Annotated in this window: 23 protein-coding genes; 5 read left to right on the forward strand and 18 right to left on the reverse strand. The window is 53.3% G+C overall.

Features of this window, described 5'->3' with window-relative positions; genetic code table 11:
• Positions 1 to 123: 123 nt before the first annotated feature.
• The 14 genes from Q0P86_RS05205 to Q0P86_RS05270 all read right to left on the reverse strand — a co-directional run bounded on the left by Q0P86_RS05205 (position 124) and on the right by Q0P86_RS05270 (position 16,396).
• Positions 124 to 450, reverse strand: coding sequence for an HNH endonuclease signature motif containing protein (locus Q0P86_RS05205; protein ID WP_294113378.1), 327 nt, complete (start codon positions 448 to 450; stop codon positions 124 to 126).
• A gap of 42 nt (positions 451 to 492) precedes the next feature.
• Entirely contained in the window at positions 493 to 2,070 is a 1,578-nt protein-coding gene (locus tag Q0P86_RS05210; protein ID WP_295037843.1) for a hypothetical protein, read from the reverse strand.
• Between the two features lie 463 nt (positions 2,071 to 2,533).
• Positions 2,534 to 4,183, reverse strand: coding sequence for a cell division protein FtsZ (gene ftsZ / locus Q0P86_RS05215; RefSeq protein ID WP_295037844.1), 1,650 nt, complete (start codon positions 4,181 to 4,183; stop codon positions 2,534 to 2,536).
• Between the two features lie 36 nt (positions 4,184 to 4,219).
• Positions 4,220 to 5,464, reverse strand: coding sequence for a cell division protein FtsA (gene ftsA / locus Q0P86_RS05220; protein WP_294113374.1), 1,245 nt, complete (start codon positions 5,462 to 5,464; stop codon positions 4,220 to 4,222).
• Positions 5,457 to 6,299, reverse strand: coding sequence for an FtsQ-type POTRA domain-containing protein (locus Q0P86_RS05225; protein ID WP_290991444.1), 843 nt, complete (start codon positions 6,297 to 6,299; stop codon positions 5,457 to 5,459). Before Q0P86_RS05225 ends, ftsA begins: the two co-directional genes overlap by 8 nt.
• A gap of 9 nt (positions 6,300 to 6,308) precedes the next feature.
• Positions 6,309 to 7,691, reverse strand: coding sequence for a UDP-N-acetylmuramate--L-alanine ligase (murC, locus tag Q0P86_RS05230; protein WP_295037846.1), 1,383 nt, complete (start codon positions 7,689 to 7,691; stop codon positions 6,309 to 6,311).
• Positions 7,681 to 8,763, reverse strand: coding sequence for an undecaprenyldiphospho-muramoylpentapeptide beta-N-acetylglucosaminyltransferase (gene murG / locus Q0P86_RS05235; protein ID WP_291022047.1), 1,083 nt, complete (start codon positions 8,761 to 8,763; stop codon positions 7,681 to 7,683). The genes murC and murG overlap by 11 nt, the downstream gene beginning before the upstream one ends.
• Positions 8,760 to 9,926 carry a putative peptidoglycan glycosyltransferase FtsW gene (locus tag Q0P86_RS05240; protein WP_290991436.1) on the reverse strand — a complete coding sequence of 389 codons (1,167 nt, stop codon included), beginning with the start codon at positions 9,924 to 9,926 and terminating at the stop codon, positions 8,760 to 8,762. Before Q0P86_RS05240 ends, murG begins: the two co-directional genes overlap by 4 nt.
• A gap of 21 nt (positions 9,927 to 9,947) precedes the next feature.
• Complete coding sequence (murF, locus tag Q0P86_RS05245; RefSeq protein WP_295037849.1) at positions 9,948 to 11,330, reverse strand: UDP-N-acetylmuramoyl-tripeptide--D-alanyl-D-alanine ligase; 1,383 nt, start codon at positions 11,328 to 11,330, stop codon at positions 9,948 to 9,950.
• Complete coding sequence (locus tag Q0P86_RS05250) at positions 11,323 to 12,744, reverse strand: UDP-N-acetylmuramoyl-L-alanyl-D-glutamate--2,6-diaminopimelate ligase (protein ID WP_295037850.1); 1,422 nt, start codon at positions 12,742 to 12,744, stop codon at positions 11,323 to 11,325. Before Q0P86_RS05250 ends, murF begins: the two co-directional genes overlap by 8 nt.
• Positions 12,744 to 14,642 (reverse strand): penicillin-binding protein, encoded by a 1,899-nt coding sequence (locus Q0P86_RS05255; protein WP_295037851.1) that lies wholly within the window; start codon positions 14,640 to 14,642, stop codon positions 12,744 to 12,746. Before Q0P86_RS05255 ends, Q0P86_RS05250 begins: the two co-directional genes overlap by 1 nt.
• Entirely contained in the window at positions 14,639 to 14,947 is a 309-nt protein-coding gene (locus Q0P86_RS05260) for a hypothetical protein (RefSeq protein ID WP_294113361.1), read from the reverse strand. Before Q0P86_RS05260 ends, Q0P86_RS05255 begins: the two co-directional genes overlap by 4 nt.
• Entirely contained in the window at positions 14,944 to 15,933 is a 990-nt protein-coding gene (gene rsmH, locus Q0P86_RS05265) for a 16S rRNA (cytosine(1402)-N(4))-methyltransferase RsmH (protein WP_295037853.1), read from the reverse strand. The genes Q0P86_RS05260 and rsmH overlap by 4 nt, the downstream gene beginning before the upstream one ends.
• On the reverse strand, positions 15,920 to 16,396 hold the full coding sequence (locus Q0P86_RS05270; RefSeq protein ID WP_295037854.1) for an MraZ family transcriptional regulator: 477 nt from the start codon (positions 16,394 to 16,396) through the stop codon (positions 15,920 to 15,922). The genes rsmH and Q0P86_RS05270 overlap by 14 nt, the downstream gene beginning before the upstream one ends.
• Positions 16,397 to 16,655: 259 nt before the next feature.
• Here Q0P86_RS05270 and Q0P86_RS05275 point away from each other — a divergent pair, with 259 nt between their 5' ends.
• From Q0P86_RS05275 to Q0P86_RS05295, 5 genes are all read left to right on the forward strand, one after another.
• The gene (locus Q0P86_RS05275) at positions 16,656 to 18,065 is read left to right on the forward strand and encodes a sodium-dependent transporter (RefSeq protein WP_295037857.1); all 1,410 of its coding nucleotides are present in this window, start codon (positions 16,656 to 16,658) and stop codon (positions 18,063 to 18,065) included.
• A 108-nt stretch (positions 18,066 to 18,173) separates the two neighbouring features.
• Positions 18,174 to 18,317, forward strand: a complete 144-nt coding sequence (locus tag Q0P86_RS05280; protein WP_294113355.1) for a hypothetical protein — start codon at positions 18,174 to 18,176, stop codon at positions 18,315 to 18,317.
• 273 nt (positions 18,318 to 18,590) lie between these two features.
• Complete coding sequence (locus Q0P86_RS05285) at positions 18,591 to 18,959, forward strand: hypothetical protein (RefSeq protein ID WP_295037859.1); 369 nt, start codon at positions 18,591 to 18,593, stop codon at positions 18,957 to 18,959.
• Positions 18,960 to 19,337: 378 nt separating this feature from the next.
• The gene (locus tag Q0P86_RS05290) at positions 19,338 to 19,880 is read left to right on the forward strand and encodes a hypothetical protein (RefSeq protein WP_291022062.1); all 543 of its coding nucleotides are present in this window, start codon (positions 19,338 to 19,340) and stop codon (positions 19,878 to 19,880) included.
• Positions 19,880 to 20,194, forward strand: a complete 315-nt coding sequence (locus tag Q0P86_RS05295) for a hypothetical protein (RefSeq protein ID WP_295037861.1) — start codon at positions 19,880 to 19,882, stop codon at positions 20,192 to 20,194. The genes Q0P86_RS05290 and Q0P86_RS05295 overlap by 1 nt, the downstream gene beginning before the upstream one ends.
• A 1-nt stretch (position 20,195) precedes the next feature.
• On the opposite strand, the gene ribF is transcribed toward Q0P86_RS05295, so the two are convergent.
• From ribF to infB, 4 genes are all read right to left on the reverse strand, one after another.
• Positions 20,196 to 21,131 (reverse strand): riboflavin biosynthesis protein RibF, encoded by a 936-nt coding sequence (ribF, locus tag Q0P86_RS05300; protein ID WP_290993206.1) that lies wholly within the window; start codon positions 21,129 to 21,131, stop codon positions 20,196 to 20,198.
• A gap of 101 nt (positions 21,132 to 21,232) precedes the next feature.
• Positions 21,233 to 22,237 carry a tRNA pseudouridine(55) synthase TruB gene (locus tag Q0P86_RS05305; RefSeq protein ID WP_294113349.1) on the reverse strand — a complete coding sequence of 335 codons (1,005 nt, stop codon included), beginning with the start codon at positions 22,235 to 22,237 and terminating at the stop codon, positions 21,233 to 21,235.
• A complete protein-coding gene (gene rbfA, locus Q0P86_RS05310) occupies positions 22,238 to 22,591 on the reverse strand; it encodes a 30S ribosome-binding factor RbfA (RefSeq protein ID WP_072976600.1) in 354 nt (117 codons plus the stop codon).
• 142 nt (positions 22,592 to 22,733) lie between these two features.
• Positions 22,734 to 25,760, reverse strand: coding sequence for a translation initiation factor IF-2 (gene infB / locus Q0P86_RS05315; RefSeq protein WP_295037865.1), 3,027 nt, complete (start codon positions 25,758 to 25,760; stop codon positions 22,734 to 22,736).
• Positions 25,761 to 25,764 lie beyond the last annotated feature (4 nt).

Below are 25,764 nucleotides of genomic sequence, written 5' to 3' on the forward strand. Positions count from 1 at the left end.
AAAACAGGATGCACGTACGCCAACGGCACTTGCGACTAGCAAGCCCCCCCCCCATCCCAACCAAATGTCCGTTTTTGTTTTTACCCAATCTTTTAGATTTTGCTCACTCTCCTAATCAAGCCCCTATTTATTACCATTCCTTCTGTCGCAATCCCTGCATAGCATTTGACAGTTTGTATCGATGGTCGGGCCGCCTTCGCACCAAGGAGTGATATGGTCGGTTTCCATTTGCACAAGTTCGAAATGTTGTTTGCAAATCGGGCATATACCCAGTTGACGCTCGTACGCCTTGATTTTCTGGTTGTCCGTAAACGCACGGATTGAAAGGTTACGTTCGTCACCTGTCAATATGTACGGATAAATTCCTTTCTTGTTGGTTACATCGTCATCCTTGATGAGCCTGGGCGTTACGGGTGTGGCGTATGAGCACCCGTTAGAAGGGGTAGGCAAAGACTACAGGCTTTGCCGAGGGGGAGGCCTCCCCCACCGTAGTTAGAATTTCGTGTCGACCGGGTTGAAGGTCATCTTGATGCCGGAGCGGATCCAGCCATCGATGCCGTCTTCGTCCCTGTCGTGCGCGAGGTTCCTGTACTTGCGTACTCCGCCGCCCAGGTAGAAACCGAACCAGCTGTTATACTGCATGGAATAAAGGCCGTCGAGGACGTACTGTTTTTCTTCGATTCCCGACGGGGAATGTTCTTCCTTGATGGCGATGTCGTAGTCGGTGTAGAGTTCCTTGTCGCCCTGACGGAGCCAGGCGAGCGTCACCTTGGCGGCGTGGCGGCCCCATTTCCAGCCGAGATCCAGCCACAGGTCAAGAGCGTCGGAGCCGCGGCGGTAACCGATGGGATAATCGACAAAGTACATGTCGGCGTAGTCGGGATCGTCCTGTTCACGGTAGTTGCTGCGGTAGAGGCGACGGCTAGAATATTCCAGCAGCGGAAGGCGTCCGTTGCCATGCAGCGGATCGGTACGCACGGCGTCGAAGCGCCACGAGAACGTTCCGTAGCGGCGTGTCGGGATTTCCTGATAATATCCCGCCATGTAGCTGATCATACTGCGGTTCGTGCCCTTGTCGTCATCTTCGCCCACGGGGCTGTTGATGTCTTCCATGCAAATTTGTCCGTAAAAACGGGAACCCTGAATCGGGGTAAAGCCGAGTTCAAACGAAGTGACCGCCTTGGTGTAGCCGCCCGCAAAATTATTGTGCAGGAACATGAACGGGTTCATGGAACGGAATTCCAGGTCCTTGCCACCCACCATGCTTTCTTCGATCACATAAGTCCAGAAATGTTTAGTTTCGACACCGATACGGTGGTACACGAGATTTTTCACATTCTCGTCGTAGATTCGATCGCGCTGGTTGGCGGCCTGCTTGTCCTTTTCGGGGCATTTCTGTTCCGCCGCCTCGGAGCCTGCAGGGTAACGGCATCCAGTTTCGTCGGGTTCACCGGGGACATCGTCAAAGAGCCACGCGTTCAAGGAAGAAAGCAGGAAGTCGTAGCGGAAGATGCCCGCCTTGAATTTCCAGTGCAGACCGTCGTGGTACGGCACGCCGCCAATCGTCAGGTCGTTCGGGGATACCTTGAGGTCTTCGGGATCGAAGCGACCCAACTGCACATAGCCCACGGGATTATTCCACAGTGCGTAGGCGTTGATGGGCACGCCGATGTCGAGTTCGCTCGGCTTGTAGGTAAAGTTCGTCTTGAGGTCGCTATCGTACCAGGCTTCGATATCCTTGCGGAGTGGGGCTTCCAAAAGGAAATGGAAATCACCGTAGCCCGCACGGAACGCAAGCGTAAAGAACGGCTCGATATGTTCCTCGTAGCTGCGAGCGTTTTCTAGCGGAACGCGGAGCCCGCGCCAGTTGCCGCCATAGGTTTCGGCGGTATCCACAGCAAATGTCGGGTCGGTCGGGCCGCCGTTAAAGCCGAAGTTGAAGTCCGTGCCGATTTGGAAGTAGCCCTTGTAGCGTGAGGAATCCGCCGGGGTGGAATTATTCACAGAATCCGTCGCCAGGGCGACGGACACAAAGCAGCCTATTGCAACCAAAAGAGCACGGAATCGCATAATGCGTAAATTTATAAAAAAAATGGATCCCGTCACCCTTCGGGTTCCAGGATGACTTAATTGTAAAACTTATACGATTGAGCGCGAGCGACACGGCGCGAGCGGTATAATCGTGAGCGACTAAGTCACAGGCGTTAAGCCGTGGCGGTCGCGAGAGCGAGCGCGTTGGGGACGAATTCACATAATTGAGCGCGAGCGGTATAATCGTGAGCGACAAAGCCACAGGCGTTAAGCCGTGGCGGTCGCGAGAGCGAGCGCGCCGGGGACGAATTCACATAATTGAGCGCGAGCGGTATAATAGAAGGGTTGCCCAGGCAGGGAGTCCCGGGCAACCCCTTGTGTTGTGGTGAGTGCGCACCCGCGCACTCGTTGTGTGTGTGTGATTTTCTTGGAAAATTCCGGCAAAACCTACCGAGACGTGAGTCCCGTAGATATTTTCGCCGAATTTATCAGCAAGCGCATATTAGAAGTTGTTCATGCTGCCTTGAGCGTTACGGAGCCAAGCGGGCTGGAGATAGTCCACTTCGCGTTCCGTTTCACCTTCGTTGCGGGCAGAAGCCATGGCAGGCTCCATAGCGGCAACCTTTTCCTGTCGAGCGTATGCAGGCATATCGAACTCATTCTGAGAGGTGTAAGATGCTTCGCGGCTACCAACATTGTTGGTTTCCACGCCACCACGACCACCGTTCATACGGTCCTCATCGGCAACGGCAGAGAATTCAGCAGTATCGGAACCCAGGCCAACCACTTCTTCTTCGGCAGGGGCCGTCGCATTGAATTCCGGAGAGCTAAACATAGCCGCGTTGATGGAACGAACCACCTGCGTTTCCGTGATGGACGGAATCGATGCGGTCATTTCGGCCTGCGGCTGCACCTGGGGCTGAGCCTGAACCTGCTGCTGGGCCTGAAGCTGGGCGAAGAAGTTCACGCTGGTCGGACGCGGCGTTGCCGGCTGAACGGCAGGAGCGGCCTGAGTCACCGCGGAGGAATTCGCCGGAGCAAACGGATTCGTCTGAGCCGTCGTATTCATCGCAATCGTTGGATGCGGAATGAAGCTGGACGGAAGCGGTCCCACGTTCACACGGTTCGAAGCGGGCTTGCAAGTACCACCGCAACCCGTCGCGATGATCGTGATGCAGACCTTGTCGCCAAGGTTAGGATCGGTAATGTCGCCGACGATGATGTTCGGGTTGTTTTCTTCGCCCACCTTTTCGTAGATGTGTTCCATGGCGTCGTTGTGTTCGAGCAAGGAGTAGTTTTCGCCGTGAGCCACGTTCACGAGCACGCCCGAAGCGCCTTCGATGTTGATATCTTCGAGAAGCGGAGAGGCAAGAGCCATATCGGCAGCCATGATACCGCGATTTTCACCCTGTGCGTAACCCGTACCCATCAGAGCGGTGCCGCCCTTCAACATGACCTTGCGAATATCGGCAAAGTCCACATGGACAAGGCCATGGTGGAACATGATGCCGCAAATGCTCTTGACGGCGTTGCCGAGAATTTCGTCAGCCATCTTGAAGGCTTCTTCCATGGTCGCCTTCTGGTTTGAGGCCTGAAGGAGACCGAGCAGCTTCTTGTTTTCGACAACGATAATCGTGTCGACGCATTCGCGGAGTGCAGCAATGCCGGACTGCGCGATCGAAGAACGTGCGTTACCTTCCCAGCGGAACGGCTTGGTCACCACGGCCACCGTGAGGATACCGAGTTCACGGGCCACGCCGGCAACGACCGGAGCCGCACCCGTACCGGTTCCACCGCCCATGCCGGCAGCGATGAACACCATGTCGGCATCTTTCATGGCTTCCTTGAACTGGTCGATGCATTCTTCGGCAGCCTTGCGGCCCACTTCAGGATCCATGCCAGCGCCCAGGCCACGAGTAGCCTTGTCACCGATCTGGATGGTATGATCAGCCTTGCTCTGGTCAAGGGCCATCGAGTCCGTATTCACGGCGTAGTATTCCACGCCCTCGATGTTCATGTCCTTCATGCGGTTCACGGTGTTTCCACCTGCTCCACCGACGCCGAACACCTTGACCTTGGCGTTGTTATAAGATGGCACCTCGCCCATAACGCGAGACTTGACTTCGAAATTGAAGTTGTCGATTTCACTCATGTTAATTATCTCCCTGGTAGTGAGTGTTGGTTGTTGTTATAAATACTTCCTGATGATTTCAACGAAATGCTGGAACCCCTTCTTGACAGTATCCGGGATCTGCATCTTGCTCGTTTCATTTTTCTTCTTTTCGCGGTGCTGCTTGTTCGCATAGTACAGGAGGCCAATTCCGGTCGCATACGACGGATTCTGGTAGGCTTCCTGGATGCCGCTCATTCCCTTGGGGCGACCGATGCGGACAGGCTTTTTGAACACCCTGCACGCCACATCTTCGATGCCTTCCAAGGCGCAGCAACCGCCCGTCAAGACGATACCTCCATTAATAATGGTATCAATCTGGCTCTTTTTCAATTTCTCATTCAGCAACCTGAAAATCTCTTCCACGCGCGCCGTAATGATATTCGCAAGCAACTTGCGGGAGCACTGAACGTCGCCACGGTTTCCGACAGCAGGAACCGGGAACGTTTCGTCCTCAATGAGATTGTTGATGGTACATGTTCCGTATTTCTTCTTGATTTCTTCGGCTTTCGAAAGCGAAATCGGAACATTGAGGCAGCGGCTGATATCGCTCGTGATGACGTTTCCGGCATAGTCAATGGAAGTCGTAAAGCGCACAGAATCGTTCACGAAAACGGCAACATCCGCCGTACCCGCACCAAAGTCGATCAAGGCGACACCCAGTTCGCGCTCGTCATCGGTAAGCACGGAGCATGCAGAGGCCAGAGGTTCCAACACGTAACCCGCTACATTGAGACCCGCACGGTTGATCATCTTGCCCAAGTTCTGCATGGCATTCTGACGAGCGGTCACCACCTGGACTTCAACGCCCAAGCGACGGCCCGAACGGCCCTTCGGGTTACGGATATGTTCTTCTTCGTCCAGCGAGTATTCGCCCGGGAACACGTGGATAATCTCGCCCGCCGAAGGCGGCACCGCGCTAGCCTGACGCTGTACACTGTCGATATCCTCTTCGCGAACTTCGCCCGTCGGGAGCGTCACAATTCCCTGAAAACTGTAAGAGCGGACATGCTTGCCGGCAATGCCCACGTAGACATCGCGGACATCGACGCGAGTCGAATTCTCGATTACCTGGACCGCTTGCTGGATCGTATCCACCACCGAGTCAAATTCGTCCGCATTCTTGAGAGGGAAATCGCCGCATTCCACAACACGGACATTTTCGCCTTCCGAAATGCCTACGAAAAGGTTCAGCTTCGAAGCCCCGATATCGAGACCAAAGATGTATTCCTCTTTTCTCTTTTCCTGTTTACTGTCATCCATTGACGCACCTCTTATCATAATTCCTTACGTACGCAAAGCCCGAAAACCTCATATCGAGTTCACCTGCACACAGCAAGTCGGGTACAAATCCATTTTCAACGGCCTTATACAAGACAAACATATCCCTGTTCCAATTCTTTGCCGGGAAGAGGGCCACGTAGCCCACATCCCTGAAGAACACCTTTATAGCGGCATCCTTTTCGCTCCAGCTCAGCTGCGAGACCCTGTCGTAGAGTTCGCTGTCCGCGTTTCGCATCGAAAGCAGGAACTGCGACATCATCTTGACCTTATCGAGCGCCTCTACTTCTAGCACCGGGAGCCGCATGGCGGTCGCCACCGAGTACGGAAGCGGATGCCCCTTTTCCGAATAGATGGTCGCCTTGCCTCCTTCGAGCACGGTCAACACGGGAGTCGCCTCTTGCAACTTGATATACAGCGAAGATGGGAACTTCTTTTCGACACTGACCGAAAGGATTAGCGGAAGCTGCGTTAGGGCGGCCGCTACGGAATCTTCGTTCAGTTCGGACATCCGCATTCCCGTTTCCACCTGGGCGTTCTGCATCACGTCTTCCCACGAAAGCATACGGTTGCCTTCGATTTCCACATACTGCAGGTAGCGCAGTTCCAGCGGATTGAATCGCTGCAAATAGAACCGGTTGTGAATCGCGAGGAACGCAATCACGGCAAGGACCACGCCGAAAATCCAGCCCCGTCGCTTGAACCAGCACCACACGCAGCTAAACCCGTGCTTTACCTTGCGGGCACGTTCCTGCTTGCGTTTGCGTTCGTTGGTGCCAATGCGGCGGCCAAACAATGTGGTACTACGTTCCTTCAATCCAATCTCCTAGAGGCATTCCTTGAGAATGCGTTCACCGAGTTTCCAGATGTTGCCAGCACCCATGAGGACCACGACATCACCCGGCTTGAGTTCCGACTTCAAAATCGGCAGCAAGTTCAGCTGGTCGCCCACGAAACGGGCATCGCGATGTCCGCGGTCCGTTGCGCTGTTTGCCACCAGCGCACCGGTCACGCCCTCGATGGGCTTTTCGCGGGCCGGATAAATATCAGTTGCCAAGAGCACATCACAGTTGGCAAACGCACCGCCAAAGGCATCATGCTGGTCGCGGGTACGCGTAAACAGGTGCGGCTGGAAAGCCACGATAATGCGGCGGTCCGGGAACGCATCGCGGAAACCGAGCAGTGTCGCCGCGGCTTCGGTCGGATGGTGCGCGTAGTCATCAAAGACCAGCACATCGTTCTTTTCACCAATAAATTCAAAGCGACGCTTAACGCCTTCGAATTCGGCGCAGGCCTTGCAAGCGACATCGGCAGAGATTCCCTCTTCGATCGCGAGGGCCACGGCGGCAGTCGCATTCAGCACATTGTGGCGGCCAGGAATCTGGAGCTTGAATTCACCCAAGCTTTCGCCGTCGTTCAAAATTTCAAATACAGGGTAACCCTTCTCGAACCGAAGGTTATCCACGCGGTACTTCGCCTGACGCGTAAAGCCGTAGGTAATCACCGGCTTTTTCAGACGAGCCAGGATCTGCTGCACATTCGGGTCGTCCAGGCAGACAATCACCTGACCGTAGAACGGAATCTTGTTCGCGAACTGCACGAAGGCATCCTTGATGTCTTCGATATTTTCGTAAGTATCCAGATGGTCGGCATCAATGTTCGTGATGATTGCAGAAGACGGCATCATCGAAAGGAAGCTGCGGTCAAATTCATCGCTTTCGGCAATCAGGTAGTCTCCTTTACCGACCTTAGCACCGCTGCCCTTGCCCTTAACAACTCCGCCCACGATAATGGTCGGGTCGAGGCCGGCTTCTTCCCAAATCTGGCCTACGATAGAAGTGGTCGTGGTCTTGCCGTGAGTACCCGCAATCGAGAGCGTGTACTTCATGCGCATCAATTCACCGAGCATTTCGGCGCGACGAATCACGGGGATGCGACGGTTACGCGCTTCAACCAGTTCCGGATTGTCGTGCGGAACCGCAGAAGAATAGACCACAAGATCAGTCCCTTCGACATTGGACGCCTCATGCTTCGAGAACACGCGGATACCAAGACCCTTGAGGTAATCGATCACGGCGCTTTCGCCCGTGTCGGAACCACTCACGATAAAACCATTCGCATGGAGCACCTCGGCAATGCCAGACATACCGGCGCCACCGATACCGACAAAGTGAAGCTTGCGGACACGCTTACAATCATTAATCTGCATTAAAACAATTCTCCTTTTCAAGGATAACGCGCGCAATCTGGTCTGCGGCATCGGGCATTCCGAGTTTTTTTGCCGCATCGGCCATCGCGTTTAAACGAGTTTCATCGCCCAAGAGTTGTTCCACCTTTTCCCACAGGTGATTTTCTTCGGCATCGAGTTCCACGAGGGCGGCTCCCGCCTTTTCAACGACGCGCGCATTGAATTCCTGATGGTTCGCCGTTGCATGCGGGAACGGAAGCAAGATAGAGGGTTTGCCGAAGGCAAGGATTTCGGCCAAGGCCGAAGCTCCAGCGCGGCTGATAATCAAGTCCGCATGCATCATATAGGCGTAAATGCCATCCAGGAATCCGCGGATAGCCACATTCGGCACATCGCCGACGCGGGCGCTAATGGAGTCCACATTCTTGACACCCACCTGCCACACCACGGACACATCGTCGCGGGCAGCAATGGTCTTGATGCTTTCTTCGATTTTGTTGTTGATGCCTACGGCACCCTGCGAGCCACCCACGATAAACACGGCCTTCTTGCCCGGAGCAAATTCAGCAGGGCGAGCCATGGAACCTTCCGCAGGCAATTCACGGACGGGGTTTCCAAAAATCATGCACTTTTCAGCAGGGAAGAACTTGGAGGCCGATTCGGAAGTGACAAAGATGGTCTTTGCGTAACGGGAACCAACCTTGTTCGCAACACCCGCCACAGCATTCTGTTCCTGCAGATAAACGGGAATACCGGCTGTCCCTGCGGCAAGCACGATCGGGAGCGACACGTAGCCGCCCGTCGCCACGACGACATCGGGTTTAACCTTCTTGATGACACTCTTCGCGCGTACCAGCGCCTTGGAAAGGTTAAAGGGCAGCGCCAAATTCTTGAGGAACGGGCCACGGTGCAGAGGAACCGCCGAAATATATTCGTAGGGCCAATCCTTAGCCACGAGGCGTTCTTCCATCGAATCCTTACGTCCCGCAAAAGTAATATCGGTCACGCCCATCTTCTTGAGGCTATTTGCAATGGCTACGGCCGGGAAAATATGGCCTCCGGTACCGCCACATACGAAAAGAAACTTTTTCATACGCCACTCCTTGTAAAATCAACATTTCTATAAGCGCTACTTTCCAACGACGCACCGCTCATATAAGGTTCCTTGATCATCTTGCCCGTATTGGGCCTAGAGACATTCAGCAAAATTCCAACCACGACGCAGCTGTAGATCAGGTTCGTTCCACCGAAGGTGATAAACGGCAGCGGTTGCCCCGTCATCGGGAAAAGTCCAACGCAAACACAGACGTGCACCAAGAAGTTAAAGAACAACGAATAGGTGAACGCCACCGCCAGGTACTTGCCAAAACGGGTCGAGGACTGACGCGCGATCTTGAAACCCTGCGCAAAAAGGATTGCATAAAGAGCCAGCAGGACAAATGTTCCAACAAAGCCAAATTCCTCGCCCGCCACCGCATAAATAACATCCTTATGCGCTTCCGGCAAATAACCCAGCTTTTGCACGCCCATACCAAATCCCGTCCCGGTGAAACCGCCATTTCCAAGAGCCTGCAGAGCATGGTCCCCCTGCCAGTTAGAAGCGACCATTTCTCCTTCGTCAGCGAAAAACGCGTGGATACGCTTGCTGGAATGTCCCGTTACAAGCAACATAATCAAGCCAAGCGGAGCTAGGGCACCCACAGTCATCGCGAGGTATTTCAGGTTCACACCAGCCGTAATCATTACGCAGCCGACCACGAAAGAGAGCATCACGATCATCGAATAGTTCGGTTGCAGAATAAGCAGCAACGCCGTAATTCCAAAGAATATTCCCGGTTGCACCAAGGTACAGGCGATACTCTTGATGTTATCGCCCGCCTGCGAGAACTTCCAGCAAATGCAAATCAGCATTCCCAGTTTCATAATCTCGGAGGGCTGGATACCAAAAATCCAACGGTTCGCACCCTTAACCGCACCACCCTTGACCAGAGCCGCTATCGTAAGGACCACGCCTATTACAAAAGTGATCCTTCCAAGCCAGCTCCAGTGTCCATAATCCACAAAGCGCGCACAAATAAACATCAGCACAAGACCACCCACAACCTTAACCAGGTGCTTCTGCAGGTAGAATTCCGCAGGCAAGCCCTTGGCTACGGCAAAGTGCGATGACGCTGTATAGATGATAGGTACACCTATACAGATCAGCAACAGCGCTGCAATAAGCAGTAACTTGTTCATGCCGGTATGTGCTGCCATATTTTCCATTTACACTACAACCTATGCGTTAACCTTCGTCAGCTTGAGCAGGGCATCCACCACAGTCTCCATGTGCATGCCGCGGCTGCCCTTAATCAGGAGCACGTCGCCTTCGGCCACGATTTCGGTGAGGGTGTCGATCAGTTCCTGAACAGAGGCAAAATGATGCGCGGCCTTCATACCCTTGGACTTTGCGCCCTTCACATAAAGTTTCGCCTTTTCGCCCACGGTCAGGAGCATGTCAAAATTCATTTCGGGCACCATGGCACCCATTTCCTGGTGCAGGGCGTCGGTCTGGGCTCCGAGTTCCAACATATCGCCAAGAACGGCGATACGGCGGTTCACCTTCATATTGCCGATAGTCTGCAAAGCCATCTTGGTCGAAGACGGGTTCGCATTGTAGCAATCCGACACGATCTTGAAGCCATTTGCGTTCTTGATTTCCATGCGCATATTGGTCGAACGGAAATTCGCAAGAGCCTTTGCAATTTCGGCCTTGGGCACGCGGAACTGGAGCCCCACGGCAATAGCGGCGAGGGCATTGTAAAGGTTATGGATACCCGGCACATTCAGCGTGAATTTGGTGCGTTCCACAAAGAAAGTAGCGCAGTTGTCTTCGCTCCATTCAAGTTTTTCGGGCTTGATGATGCCGCGCTTTACGCCGAATGTCACCACCTTGTAGCTGGTATTGCTGCGGCACTTGCAAAGGTGCGGGTCATCGGCGTTCACAATGAGCACACCGTTCTTCTTGAGGCCAGCGACAATCGTCTTCTTTTCGGCGAATACGCCATCCAAATCCTTGAGGCGTTCCAGGTGAGAGGCTCCGATGTTCGTAATCACGGCCACATCGGGCTCGACGGCGAGCGAGAGCGGACGGATTTCATCCGGACCGCTCGTGCCCATTTCGATGACTGCAGCTTCGTGGCTGTGCTTGAGCTGGAACAGCGTCATGGGCACACCGATGTGGTTGTTGAAGTTACCGGCGGTGGCATGCGTATTGTACTTCTGCGAAAGAACGGCCTTCACCATTTCCTTGGTAGTCGTCTTGCCGTTGCTGCCCGTAATGGCAACCTTTTTTATCTTAAAATTCTTCTGGTAGCCCTTGGCGAGCTTGAGGAGCGCTTTCGTCGTATCGTCGACGGGCGCATACATCTTGAAGTTTTCAATGCCTTCGGCATCTGCATTCACGACACTCATCAATGCTCCATTTTTTTCCATTTGAGTTACAAACTGGTGGGCGTCAAAACGGGCGCCCTTGATCGGCCAAAACACAACACCCTTGGCAGGTTCTCGGGAATCCATGCAAAGATTCACCTTGCGATTCTTGGTTCGTCCATCGATGCCTACCGAGTAGGTTTCGAGGATTTCCAAGAGTTCCTTGATTTTCATATCCAGCTTATACATTTTCCATCGCCTTCACCGCCTCTTCGCGGTCATCAAAATGGTGCTTGGTCTTACCCACAATCTGGTAGTCTTCGTGGCCCTTGCCCGCAATCACGAGCCAGTCGCCGTCCTTGAGTTCGGCACAAGCCTTGGCAATCGCCTCTTCGCGCTTTTCGACCACGCAGAACTTGTCCGTCTTCATGCCGGCACGCACATCGTTGATGATGTCGGTCGGATTTTCGGTACGCGGATTGTCGGAGGTGAGCCAAGCCTTGTCCGAAAGGCGCTCCGCAATCGCACCCATAATCGGGCGCTTGGTCTTGTCGCGGTCACCACCACAGCCGAACACGCACGCTAGGCGGCCTCGGCAGAGGCTACGAGCGGTCGTAAGAACGCGTTCAAGGGCATCGGGAGTATGAGCATAGTCCACAATCACGTGACGGCCATTCTTGTTCCAGACTTTTTCGAAACGGCCCGGAACGCAAACTTCGGAGAGAGCCTTGCGCATTGCCGGTTCAGCAATTCCAATCGCCTTCGCCCACGAAAGCACGAGCATCACGTTGTCCACGTTAAAGTCGCCGCACAGCGGAGTTTCAAACACATCGGCACTAATCGCGGGCAGGCGAAGCTTGAGTCCGTCTTCAGTATTTTCAACAGCCCCTTCGGGTTTCACTGTAGCACCAACGACCCCTAGACGCGAGACAGCCACCCTCCGGTCCGCTCCAATCCCGGCTAGGGAATCGTATAGTTTCTTTCCGTACGCGTCATCGATATTGACAACGGCCACGCCGTCGTCTGCGAGGTAACGCGTAAACAAGAGCTTCTTTGCCTCAAAGTAGGCGTCCATCGTCTTATGGTAATCGAGGTGGTCCTGCGTCAGGTTGCTGAACAAGGCGCTCTTGTAAAGCACGCCCGCCATACGGCCCTGATCCAAGGAATGCGAAGACGCTTCCATCACCAAGTCCGTACAACCGGCCTCAACGGCCTTCGCGGCAAATGCATACAAGTCCAGAAGTCCCGGCGTCGTCAGGGTGGCCGGCACCGACTTGTCACCAATCTTGTTCTTGATGGTTCCCAAAAGCGCCACCTTGTGGCCGGCCGCCGTAAGCATCGCATCCATCAGGAAAGCGCTGGTGGTCTTTCCGTTCGTTCCGGTAACCGCATGGGCATTCAGTCTTGCAAACGGATCCTTATAGAAAATCTCTGCCGATTCCTGACGGGCAGCCTTCACATCGGCCACCTGAATCCATTTCGAGGTCAGTTCAGCAGGAGCAACCGCTTCACTCACCACGGCAACTGCACCGGACGCAACCGCATTCACGGCAAAGCCTTCGGCGCCCGGCATCGCAAAAAACAAGTCGTTCGGCTTCACGCGGCGGGAGTCGTCGCATAGGCCCTGCACATTCAATTTCTGCATCAAAGTCTCAGAAATCATCAGCCTTTCTCCTTTAGCGTCAGCATACAAATCTGTCCCTTGCGGAGCGGTTCACCCGCCTTCGGGCTCTGCGATACAACGCGGCCCATTCCGGAATACTCCACGTTCATACGGATGTTTCCCGCAATTTCAAGAGCATCCTTCAACGAAAGCCCCTTCAAGTTCGGCATCTTTTCCGCATCCACATTTCCAAGTTTCAGGACAAGCGACAGCGAATCCGCCTTATCCCTGCGAACCGAGACCACGCGGTTTCCCTCGCCTTCGAACGAAACCGCACACTTCTTGGACTTCGCCAAAGCCTCTGCAGCACCGGTTACCATTCCCACATAATCGTCCTTGCAGGGCGATTCCGGCTTTACCAAGGCCAGTGCATGAGCTGCAGGCGAAAGCTCGGGATGGTAATAGATACTTTCCATAATACGGCGGAAAATAGGCCCTGCCGTCGCGCCGCCCGTATGTCCGTACAGCTTGTCGGCGTTCGGGTCATCGACCAGTACCAGGCACACGTAGCGGACATCTTCAACCGGGGCAAGACCAATGAAAGACGCAACCTGGTGTTCGCGGTCGTATTTTCCCGTTTCCTGGTTATATTTTTCGGCCGTACCCGTCTTTCCGCCAAAAATCACATCGGGAATCTTCTTGCTCACCACGCGCTTTGCCGTTCCGCTATTCACCACGCGGTTCAGCATCTTGCGAATCGAGGCGGCCGTCTTCTCCGAAATCACGCGCCGCACCTTTACGGGGTTTTTCTTTTCCACCAGGTTTCCATCGGCATCGCGCCATTCCTTTACAATCATGGGCTCCATCAGGTTCCCGCCATTGGCAACCGCCGAATACGCCATCACCATCTGAATCGGCGTCACGGACACGGCGTGTCCAAAGCCCATCGTCTTCAGCGTACGATCGTCCTTCGTGAGCTCGTAGGGCATGTACAAGCGTCCGGATTCTTCGCCATAAAGGTTTTCCGACGTTCTCATGCCAAAACCAAAATTGCGAGCCATGCGGTAGAAGCGATCCGCCCCCACCTTGTCGGCAATCTTTGCAAACACGATGTTCGACGACTGCACCATCGCCTCGGCCATATCCATATCACCATAGACGTGCGTATCGCAGATGCGTTCTGATTTAGGATTCCAGCTCCAGCACTTGCCTTCGTTCTCAAACACGGTATCTTCGGGAACCACATCGTTTTCAAGGGCAGCTGCAGCCGTAATCACCTTGAACGTCGACCCCGGTTCATACGACATCGCAACGATGTCATTTTTCGCCATGCGGCCGACACCCTGTTTCTTGGAATTCGGATCAAATGTCGGGTAACTCGCCATGGCAAGGATTTCGCCCGTGTAGGGGTCCACCACCACGGCAGAGGCACTCGCCGCGCTGAACTCGGTCACACCGTCCTTGAGAGCCTTCTCCACGATTTCCTGCATGTTCTTGTCGATGGTGAGCACCAGGTTCTTTCCCGGCTTCGCCTCGGCCACATTTTCGGAACGTCCGTAGATTTCGTGTTCCCTGGCATCCTTGATTCCCACGCGGAAACCTTCGTTGCCGCGGAGGCGCAAGTCAAAGACGCGTTCCACGCCCATGCTTCCCACGCCATCGAAACCCACCTTGCCCACAATCTGCGAGGCAAGTTTTCCTTGCAAGAAAATGCGGCTATAGTCTTCGGCCTTGCCCGTATCGCGCAGGTTCCGCGCGAGCACTTCGCCATTCCTATCCAGAATTTCACCGCGTTCCGCATAGATATTCTTGGTCATCGTGACCTGGCGCTTGGTTTCTTCCTGATAAACGCCACGGTTGATCACCTGGATATTAAAGGTCTGCCACGCCAGAACACCGATAACGCCCAGCACAATCATCTTTCCAACCGAGAGAGCATCCAAATTCACGATATTCATGGAGCCCCCGTCACGCGCACCTTGGTAGGCACGCCGTTCAAGCCAAGTTCTGCCCCTTCGGCAAACACCGAAAGATTTTCCAGCGAAGACAGTTTATTGATTTCAAGCTGTTGCAAAGTACGCTCGCGTTCCAACTGACCGATTTGCAAGGTCAGCTCATGCGATTTCGTATAAAGTTTCGTCAGGCGGTTCTGCATGTACAGCGGCAAAATCAACATCAGGCCCGCCACCAAGATGGCGCCCAAAAAGCCCCGCACAATCAGGCGGTTCGAGGACAGCACGGAATTCACATTAGACTCGCTCATACTCGTTCGTACACCCTCAGTTTCGCAGAGCGAGCCCTGCTGTTGACCGCAATTTCTTCACTTGTCGGTAATATCGGTTTCCGGTTCACCTTTTTCAGGCGCTGATGGTTACCACCGCACATACACACGGGCATGTGTTCGGGGCAAATGCAGGCACGTTCGAATTCCGCGGCGGTTTCCTTGACGCAACGGTCTTCTACCGAGTGGTAACTCATGACCACCAGGCGACCGCCCACTTTCAGGCAATCAACAGCAGCGCGGATGCTTTCCTCGATTTCCTTGAGTTCCCCGTTCACTTCCATGCGAATCGCCTGGAACACGCGGGCGAGCAAACCGTTGATTTCACGCCTCTTGTCCGGGAATACCGATTCCACCACCGTCTTCATGTCAGACGGCAAAATGTCGCGACCGTTGATAGACACCGCCATTTCGACCAGGCGGGTCGAAAGTTTAAAGGCACGATCCATGTCGGCGTTCCTGCGGAGCGCCGCGGCAAGGTCGTCAGCACTTACGGTACGCAGCCATTCCTGCGCCGAGACACCTTCGCGACGATCCATGCGCAAGTCGAGCGGATTATCACCCACAAAGGTAAAGCCGCGGGCGGAGTCATCCACCTGATGGCTGCTGATCCCCAAATCGTAAAGGATGCCGTCCAGCGAATTCGGCGCAATTTCATTCTTCAGTTCGCCGAAACGGACCGGATGCACGATGAACTTCGGAGCGGTTCCCGAAAGACGCTTGGTCGCAAAGGCCACCGCTTCTTCGTCGCGGTCAAAGGCATGCAGCACACCGTCTTTACTTAATTTATTTGCAATCGCATAGGAATGTCCGCCACCGCCCAGGGTGCAATCGGAATAAGTGCCTTCGGGCTTGATGTTCAAGCCTTCGAGGCATTCGGCAAGCATCACCGGATCGTGATAGAACACGCCGTTCTCGACGCCCGCAGTGGCAGCAGCGGAATGTAGACGGAGATTATCTTCGGCCATCGTCGCCCTCCGTCAAGCATTCTCCGTAGTACGCGGCATCGAATGCAGCAACAGCATCCTCTGTAGTCAATCCATACATGGCATTGAAGCGTTCCGGATTCCATAGTTCCAGAGTCTTTCCGCTAGCTTGTACGTAAAGGACTTCATCCTTTAGACCAGCATACTCCAACAAGATTTTTGGAAGTAAAATGCGGTTCTGACCATCCAGTTCCACAACCGTGGGACAGAGGCCTCTGCGAACTAGGTCGGCTTGACGGCGGTCGGACCTCGAGTCGAGGTCGGCCATGAATTTTTCGTATTCGGGCAGGGTATACAGCCGAAGGGTCCTAGCCGGGCCACGAGTGACCACGAGCTTTTCCCCGTCGGACGGCAGCAGCTGACGACGGAATTCCCTAGGGAAGGATGACCTTCCCTTTCCGTCGATAGCCGTCTGGGCCTGACCTATGAACAACGAAGAACTCATACTAGTTTACACACAGATTTGGGACATTTTACCACAACACTGTACAAATTTACCATTTTCCCCCACCGATGCAAGATACGTGTGCATTTTTCGCACCCAAAGCATAAAAAAAACATACTTCAGTCCTTGGTCCGGGGCAGGCATAATGAACATCAGTTCACTAATTTTACTGTTGGTACATCTATTTTATTTTTCGAAAAGCGGCAATCGACACAGACAACCGAATACAAGCCGAAATTTTTCTATCGTTTAACCCATTATGGAACGCGAAACCTTTAAATCAAGACTCGGATTTATCCTCATTGCCGCCGGTTGCGCCATTGGCCTGGGCAACGTGTGGCGTTTCCCTTACATTGCCGGCCAGTACGGCGGAGCGGCCTTTGTGCTTCCCTACCTCGGCTTCCTGCTTTTCCTGGGCCTGCCCATCTTGATGGCTGAACTCGCCCTGGGTCGTGGAGGCCGAAGCGGTATCGCCCGCGCCTTCGACAACCTGGAAAAACCGGGTACCAAGTGGCACTGGGCCAAGTTCCCGCTGATTTCGGCCAACTATATATTGATGGCGTTCTATTCAGTGGTTACTGGCTGGATGTTCTATTACTTCTACAAGATGGTCACCGACCCCAAGTTCCTCATGGGCACTCCGGATCAGATTGCGGCCGGTTTCGGCGAAATGCTTTCGAACCCGGGCCTCATGATTTTCTGGATGACGTGCGCCATCGTCATCGGCTTATTCATCGTATCGCTTGGACTCCAGAAGGGTGTGGAACGCATCACCAAGACCATGATGATTTGCCTGCTCGTGATTATGGTTCTGCTTGCCATCCGTGCTGTGACACTCCCCGGCTCTACGGCTGGTCTTGAATTCTACCTGTTGCCGTCCTTGGAACGCCTTACGCAATCGGGCAAGGGCGTCGGCGAGGCTATCTTTGCCGCCTTTGCGCATGCCTTCTTTACCTTGAGCCTCGGTATCGGTAGCATAGCCATTTTCGGTAGCTACATCGGAAAGCATCATTCCCTGGCCAAAGAAGCCACAAGCGTCTGCGCCCTCGACACAATCGTCGCCCTGGTCGCAGGTATCATCGTGATTCCCAGCTGCTTCGCCTTTAACCAGTCTCCTGGTCAGGGCCCGGGTCTTATCTTCGTGACGCTTTCTAACGTGTTCGCCATGATGCCTGCAGGCAGGTTCTTCGGTGCCGCCTTCTTCCTGTTCATGTCTTTTGCCGCCATGTCCACGCTGATTGCCGTATTCGAAAACCTGGTGTCGTTCTGGATGGACCTCAAGGGATACAAGCGCCGCAAGGTCGCCTATTGGAATATCCTAATCGTGTTCCTGCTTTCGCTCCCCTGCGCTCTCGGCTTCAACGTGCTTTCCAGCTTTGAACCGTTCGGTCCCGGCAGCTGTGTCTTGGACCTCGAAGACTTTATCGTGAGCAACACCATGCTCCCGGCGGGCGGCATGTTCATCGCCATTTTCTGTTCCAGCCGTTACGGTTGGGGCCAGGAAAAGTTCTTTGCCGAAATGAATGCCGGTAAGGGTTACAAAATCCCTTACAATGCCGCCTTCAGGATCTATTTCAAGTGGGTCTTGCCGGCTCTCGTTTCGATCCTGTTGATTCAGGGTTACCTGTCCAAGTTCGCACCGGAATTCTACGCCAAGATTTTCGGATAGCACGACACACCCGGACAAAATTTTCACCGCGACAAATAATGACGCGGTGATTTTTGTTTTTATACGGCAGTCTTGCTTTCTTTTCAGGAAAATCTATATTCCGTCCATATGCAAGACGCAATGGATTTCGACAAGTTCATCACATGCAATCAGGAAAGTTGCCCAGAATACGGCTTCGTTTTCGGGAGCAACAACACGAACGTGCTGCTCGTCAAGGCGGCTCTGCTCGAGGCTACAGGAACAAGTACCTGAAACTCGTCCACGAAATCCGCAATGCGTACGGAATGAGTGTCGTTTGCAGTTCCACCCCCGACACCGAAATAAACCAGACGGAACACGCCATGCAAGCCCTCACAAAAGAAGGCTTGCTGACCGCAGATACCCGGATATATTTCGTCGGATTTTCTAAAAGAGCATCCATCGAATATAGTTCATTTTCAACGACGACATCAAATACCGCTAGGTGACAAACCAAGCACCAATGAAGGCTCACAATAAAAAAAGCACAAATAGGAGACGACAAATATGAATATTGAAAAACAGTTAAAGTTGTCAATAGATTATTCAAAAGTTGCTGTAGGCATCTTATCAAATGATTCTGAAGAATATGATTTTAAAATGGCTTTGGACAAGCAATTGAATAAACCAAAGCAATTCATAGAAGAAATTCACGAAGATGATTTTGGACATTCATATATAACAAGAAAAACGGGCCCAGGAGCCTACCTCGAGTTAAAAAGAAATGGACTCAGGTTGAATTCCTTATCACATGTATTTATTTCGATGAATCCGTTCATGGAGAACCTCCAAGCGCACAGGATTTTCATCTTTATAAAGTGGAAAAAAATGACAATAAGGTTGAAAAACTTGCTGAAATTAATGTACACCTTTTAGAGGATCTTGAGGGAGCTATTTTAACAAAATGGCAAGATAATGCAGATTTTAAAACCTGCTTAATTGACAATGGCATATCGCTACATTTGTTGGAAGATATAATGCCTTGTGAGTAGCGCCTGATTTCAGTGATTTGCTAAAAAATTCGCCCTTGTGCACTCTCATTACATTTTTCTGCATATAAAATGAGCCGTTGACTACATTTTTCCACACATATTTTAGCCCGTAGGTGACATTTTTCCGTACTTCAGATAGTGAACAAAAGTGTAAAATTGAGCGGCTAGGAAAAAAAATAACCTTTCCTATTGCCAAATCAAGCGAAAATATGTATTTTAGTAAATGTAGGTAAAAATCAAAATTTTACCTACATTTATAAAAATGGCAATATTGTATAAACAGTGTGTTGAAGAGTTCGGCTCAAACTATCAAGTCCTGAAAGAAATGTCTTTAGGACATCTTTATCTGTTGGAAAAGGGCGTTTATTCCAAAAAGAAGCACGAATCTGACATTGCAATTATAGCAGCCAAATACCCGAAGGCCGTTTTTTCCATGGATTCTGCGTTTTATCATTACGGTCTGACAGACACGATTCCAGACAAGTGCAGCCTAGTTACGGAGCGACATTCAAGAAAAATTTCAGACGACCGAGTTGTACAACGGTTTGAAAATAAAGACATTCTGTATCTTGGTGCCGTACAGGTAGAATTCGAAGGTTCAAACATTACCATGTACAATCGGGAAAGAATGTTGCTAGAACTCCTGCGCAACAAGAACATATTGCCGTTTGATTATTATAAGGAAATCCTTGGAAATTACCGAAAGATACTCCATGAACTTGATACGCAACTGATTCAGGATTATGTTCCGCAGATGCCGAAATCTAAAATGATCTTCCGGGCATTGCAACTGGAGGTGTTTTGATGTTAAACCTAAACGAAATGATTCAGAAAGAAGTTCAGAATGGGCTTTCAGACTTGAACGCAAAAGCAAAGGTTTGCCAAGACATTGTATTAAAATCCATTGCGTCTGGTAATTTGAATAGGAACATCACTGTCAAGGGTGGCGTGGTAATGCGGAGTAAATCGGGAAACATCCGCAGAGCAACACAAGATTTAGATCTCGACTTTATTCGATATTCTCTTTCCAACGAATCAATAGATGCTTTTATTCAAAAGATGAACTGTATCGACAGTCTCCAAATCCAAAGAACTGGTGAACGTAACAGCGATTTCTAGCCTATTCAGCCCAGTGGTTACCGTTGTAATTGCGGGCGGTATCGGCATCCATGCCAATCTGGCGCACCAGGTCGTCCAAGGACGCAAACCTTTGTTCGGGGCGCAGATAGGCCATCAAGTCAAGGGCCATCGGGCATCCGTAAATGTCCTCGCTGAAATCGAGCAGATATGCCTCGATCGCAAGCGGCTGGTTGCCGGTAGACGGTTGCGTACCGATATTCACCACCGCGCGGAAGACGCGTTCATCGTGCGCACCGTCAGCATCGACAACTCCCGGCAGACGGGCCGTCGCCACGTACACGCCGCGCTTGGGCAGGAACTTGTACTTTTCCACCTGAAGGTTCGCCGTCGGAAAACCGATCGTATGCCCGAGACGCTTTCCCGAGACAATCGTCCCTGACAAACGATAAGGGCGCCCCAGATAAGCCTGCGCACGCGAGACGTCGCCATTCAGCAGCGCGTTACGCACGGCCGAAGAACTCACGCGTTCCCCCTTATGGAGCACGATCGAAAGCATGGCCGTCGAAAGTTCGGGGAAGGCGGCGGTAATCGTTTCGTAGTTTCCCTTGCCGCCGGCACCAAAGCAATGGTCGTGACCGAAGAACATGGCACACACGCCGCGCTTTTCAATCAGTTCCTGGCGGACAAAGACATCGAACGGGAGCTTTGCGACTTCGGGCGTAAACGGGAGCACCAGGAATTCAAGGCCCAGGCTTTCGATAAATTCGCGCTTTTCTTCGGTGGTCGTAAGGAGCAGCGGATCGCCGGGGCCACGCAATACATAGTTAGAATGCGGTTCAAAACTGATGACGGCAGGCGTCCAGCCATTCACTTCGGCAACGGCCTTAAGGGTACGGAAAAGCGCCTGGTGTCCCAGGTGACATCCGTCAAAATTTCCCATCGTCACAGCACGCTTTTGTTTTACTTTTTCCGACATTCTCTTTTCCACACTTTTACGCAGTCATTCTGGAGGACCTTTGGTCCGATAGACATGAACTCTATCGTTCATCTATCGACTCGCTCCAGAGTGACTAAAACTTACCCATCTTCCCCTAAGTAGAACTTCGGCTTGATGCGTCCCGGTTCATAGTGGCATAGGCTCAAGACCTCGCCTTGCATGTTCGCGGCAAACACATTTCCCTCGGGGCCTACGCCCTCGACTTTCTCTTTCCACGGGAGCCAGTTTCCCTGACGGATGGTAGCCACCTGTTCGTCGGTCAAGCGCACCACCGGAAAGTCGAGCACCGCATCGACCGGCAACAGATTCTCACGGGTCAAGTCCTCGCCACGCACGGCACTCTCCACCGCCACATTGCCGATGCGGTGTCTGCGTATCTGCGATACGCAGGCGTAGGTCCCGAGGGCACGCCCGATATCGCGTCCAAGTGCGCGGATGTAAGTTCCCTTGGAGCATTCGCAAATCAAGTCGAAAGTCGCAAATTCCTTGCCGGAGCACCCCTCGGTCACTTTACCTTCGCCGATTACCTTGAGTTCGCCAATGTGAATCTTGCGGGGTTTCAACTCAATGTTACGGCCCCGTTCCATCAGGTCGCTTGCACGAACGCCGTTGATTTTCACGGCGCAGTACTTCGGCGGAATCTGCTCGATGTCGCCCATAAATCTTGGTAGAACACTTTTAAGTGCGTCGCTCAAAGCGACACCGTCTTTATCAGGCGAAGGCTGAGAATCGCTAAGCGAACATTCGTCGGCCAAAGGCCGAGGCCCTGTGAGCGTGCAATTTTCAGCCGAAGCCTTATCAACAGCACGCTCATCTTGAGCGACGACTTCCCCATCCCACTCGAGGGTGTCGGTCTCGTAGCCCAGATGCAGCCTAAAGCTGTAGCACTTGTCCTTTGCCTCTACAAACGGCAAAAGACGCGTGCAGCGGCCCGTGGCCGCAATAATCAAGCCAGACGCGCGCAAGTCAAGCGTACCCGCATGACCTACGCGCTTCGTAGAAAAGACCCTTTTCAGCGGGAAAAGGGCCTTAAAAGAAGTTTCGCCAGCGATTTTGTCCAAAAGAACGAAGCCGGAATTGCTCAACTAGAGATCCCCTTTCTGCTTCAGTTCGGCCAAGATGCTTTCGATATGCATGGCGTGTTCCAGGTTTTCATCCAGAACAAAATTCAGCTCGGGAATCTTCCTAATCTTGAGCGCCTTGCCCAAAACCGTACGGATGTAACCCGCCGAATTCTTGAGGCCAATCAGCGAATCACGCTTTTCCTTGTCGGAACCCATCACCGACACCATCACCTTTGCGTAGCTCAGGTCGTCAGTAATCGTCACACGCGTAATGCTTGCAAGGCTACTCACGCGAGGATCCTTCAAGCCCTTCTGCAAGAGCTTGCCGATTTCCTCGCGGAACTGTTCGTCTAATCTATCTGTTCTTCTACTCATTGATGCCTTCGGCACAGTTGGTAGAACTTAGTCCGCTTCGCTCTTAGAACTTAGAAACCCCTTCAACAAGTTCAGGGACCTTGATAAGGTTTACCAGCTTGCCGAACCAAAACACTAAGCTCTAAGTTCTAAGCTCTAAGTCCTACGTTGCACTTTCCTCTTCCGCGGCTTTCTTCGCCTTCTCTTCGGCTTCTTCGCGGGCCACATCCTTCAGGGTACGGGCAACCTTGATTTCCTTGAAGAAGATCAAGCTATCGCCTTCCTTGATGTCTTCGTAACCCTTGAGGCCGATACCGCATTCAAAGCCACGAGCGACAGACTTGACGTCGTCCTTCATGCGCTTCAAGGACTGGACCACGGTCGTACCGAGTTCCACGCCGTTGCGGTACACGCGCACATGGCTCGTACGGTCGACTTCGCCGTCGGTAACCATACAGCCAGCGATGAGACCGACCTTCGGAATCTTGAACACCTGGCGGATTTCGGCTTCGCCGGAGAGTTCCTCGCGCAGCGTCGGCTTGAGGAGGCCTTCCACCGCGTTCGTGATATCTTCGATACAGTCGTAAATCACGCGGTAGTTGCGGATTTCGATACCTTCCTTCTCGGCCATTTCGCGGATAGAGAGCGACGGCATCAAGTGGAAGGAAATAATGATTGCAGAAGCGGTCGTCGCCAAGAGGATATCGGATTCCGTAATGGTACCCACACCCTTGCGGATGATGTTGACGCGGACTTCCTTGTTGGTAAGCTTTTCGAGGCTTGCGGCAAGAGCTTCGGCAGAACCACCCACATCGGCCTTGACGATAAGGTTGAGTTCAGAGAGCTTGCCTTCCTTCTTTTCGTTGAAGGAGTTTTCCAAGGACACGGTCTTACGGGCGCGAAGGTCGCGTTCACGAGCAGCCATACGGCGCTTGGAAGCAATTTCGCGTGCGGTCTTTTCATCTTCAACCACGATCAGGTCGTCACCGGCCTGCGGAGTACCGTCGAAGCCGAGCACCTGGCACGGAGCAGACGGAGGAGCTTCCTTCATCTGTTCACCGCGTTCGTTAAACATGGCACGTACGCGGCCTGCGTAGATACCGCAGACGAACGGGTCACCCACATGGAGCGTACCGTTCTGAACGAGGATCGTCGCCATGGAACCCTTACCCACGTCGAGTTTGGATTCGACCACGGCGCCGCGTGCGTGTGCGTCGGGGTTAGCCTTGAGTTCGAGCACTTCGGCTTCGAGCGCCAAGGTTTCCAAAAGATCATTCATGCCCTGACCCGTACGGGCGGACACTTCGATACAGCTCGTAGAACCGCCCCACTGTTCCACTTCCACACCGCGTTCGGCGAGCTGGGCGCGGATCTTGTCGGGGTTGGCCGTCGGAAGGTCTATCTTCGTGATTGCAACGACCATCGGAACCTTTTCGCGCTTGGCAAGTTCGATGGATTCCACCGTCTGCGGCATCACCATGGAGTCGGCAGCCACCACCAGCACAATCACGTCGGTCACCTGGGAACCGCGAGCACGCATGGCGCTGAACGCTTCGTGACCCGGAGTATCGAGGAAGGTCACCTTACCCTGGGAGGTCGTGACTTCGTATGCACCGATGTGCTGCGTAATGCCGCCCGATTCACCGGCAACCACGTGGGTCTTACGGATCCAGTCGAGCAAAGAGGTCTTACCGTGGTCGACGTGGCCCATCACCGTCACCACCGGGTGACGCGGCTTCAGGTTCTCGGAAGATTCCTCTTCCACGCCGAGCACTTCTTCTTCGTATTCTTCCATCAGCTGGGCTTCGTAACCGAATTCGTCGGCCAACAGCTGAATCGTTTCAAAATCGAGACGGGCGTTGATAGTCACCATCATGCCCATTTCCATGCACTTCGCGATTACGCGGGCCGGCATCTGGTCCATAAGACCGGCGAGTTCGCCCACGGTAATAAAGTCGGAAGTCTTGAGGATTTTCTTTTCTTCGCCAGAAGTATTGTCGTTATGCTCCTTGCGATAAACTTTCTTGACAGGCTTCTTGGACAGGTCGGCCATCACGCGGGAAACGTTCTGGCGAACGGCTTCCTGCTGCATTTCCTTCTGCTGGTCCTGACGGTCCTTGCCGTTACCGCGACGGTTCTTGTCATTCTGTCCGTGACGACCGTTCTGCGGCTTTCCGCCCTTGCCGGCCTGGTTCTGGCCGCCAAATCCCTGGCCGCCACCATTGCTGGCGTTGAAGGCGTCCTGCATCGAACTGCCGGTAAAGCCACCGGTGCGGCCTGTATAGGTACGGCCACCGTTATTGCCGCCATTACCGCCGTTTCCACCGCGGTTGTCGTTACGGCGGCCGCCATTGCGGTTGTCGCCATTGTTCGAGAGACGGCCAAAAGTACCTGTATAGCCCTGCTGGTTACCAGAACCATTGCGGTGACCACCGCGACCGGCCTGGGCCTGCTGCTGGGACTTCTTGATACGGGCGAGAATCGCTTCGTCGGGTTTGAACACCTGGGCCTTCATCGGAGGCTGCTTGAGTTCCATACCGGGCGTAACCATCGTGGGCTTTGCCGGGGCCGGAGCGGCGGACTTCGGAGCAGGTGCCGCGGGAGCGACCGGAGCGGCGGGCTTCACCTCGGCCTTGGGGGCCGGAGACGCAGCAACGGTTGCCGCGGGGGCTGCGGGAGCAGCTGCCGGAGTTGCGGGCTTCGGATCTTCGACCGGAGCGGACCTTTCCGCAGCAGGAGCAGCGGGAGCCGCAGAAACAGTTGCCGGAGCGGCAGACTTCGGAGTTTCAACCGCAGGCTTTACCGGCGCGGGCTTTACCGCGGCGGGTGCGGCAGCCGGAGCGGCGGGCTTTGCAGCCGCAGGAGCGGTAGCGGGTTTCGCCGGTTTCTTACCCTTGATAAGCTTGACCTTCAACTTGCCTTCGCCAGCCGAAGCAGACTCTTTCTTCTTATCAGAAGCATTGGAAGTTTCGGCGGAAGACGCCTTCTTCAGGTTCTTGTTGCGGGCTTCGGCTTTCTGGCGTTCGCTTTCGGCGGCAACTTCGATTTTCTCGTAGTCCGCGGCATCCACCTTGGACATGTGAGTACGAACAGTCACGCCCGCATCGCGAAGCAGCTTCATCACGACATCGACCTTGATGCCGTGGGATTCAGCCCAATCTACTGGTTTAATTTGATCTTCATTAGCCATGAAT

This window comes from uncultured Fibrobacter sp. (genome assembly GCF_946062555.1).
GTDB lineage: Bacteria > Fibrobacterota > Fibrobacteria > Fibrobacterales > Fibrobacteraceae > Fibrobacter.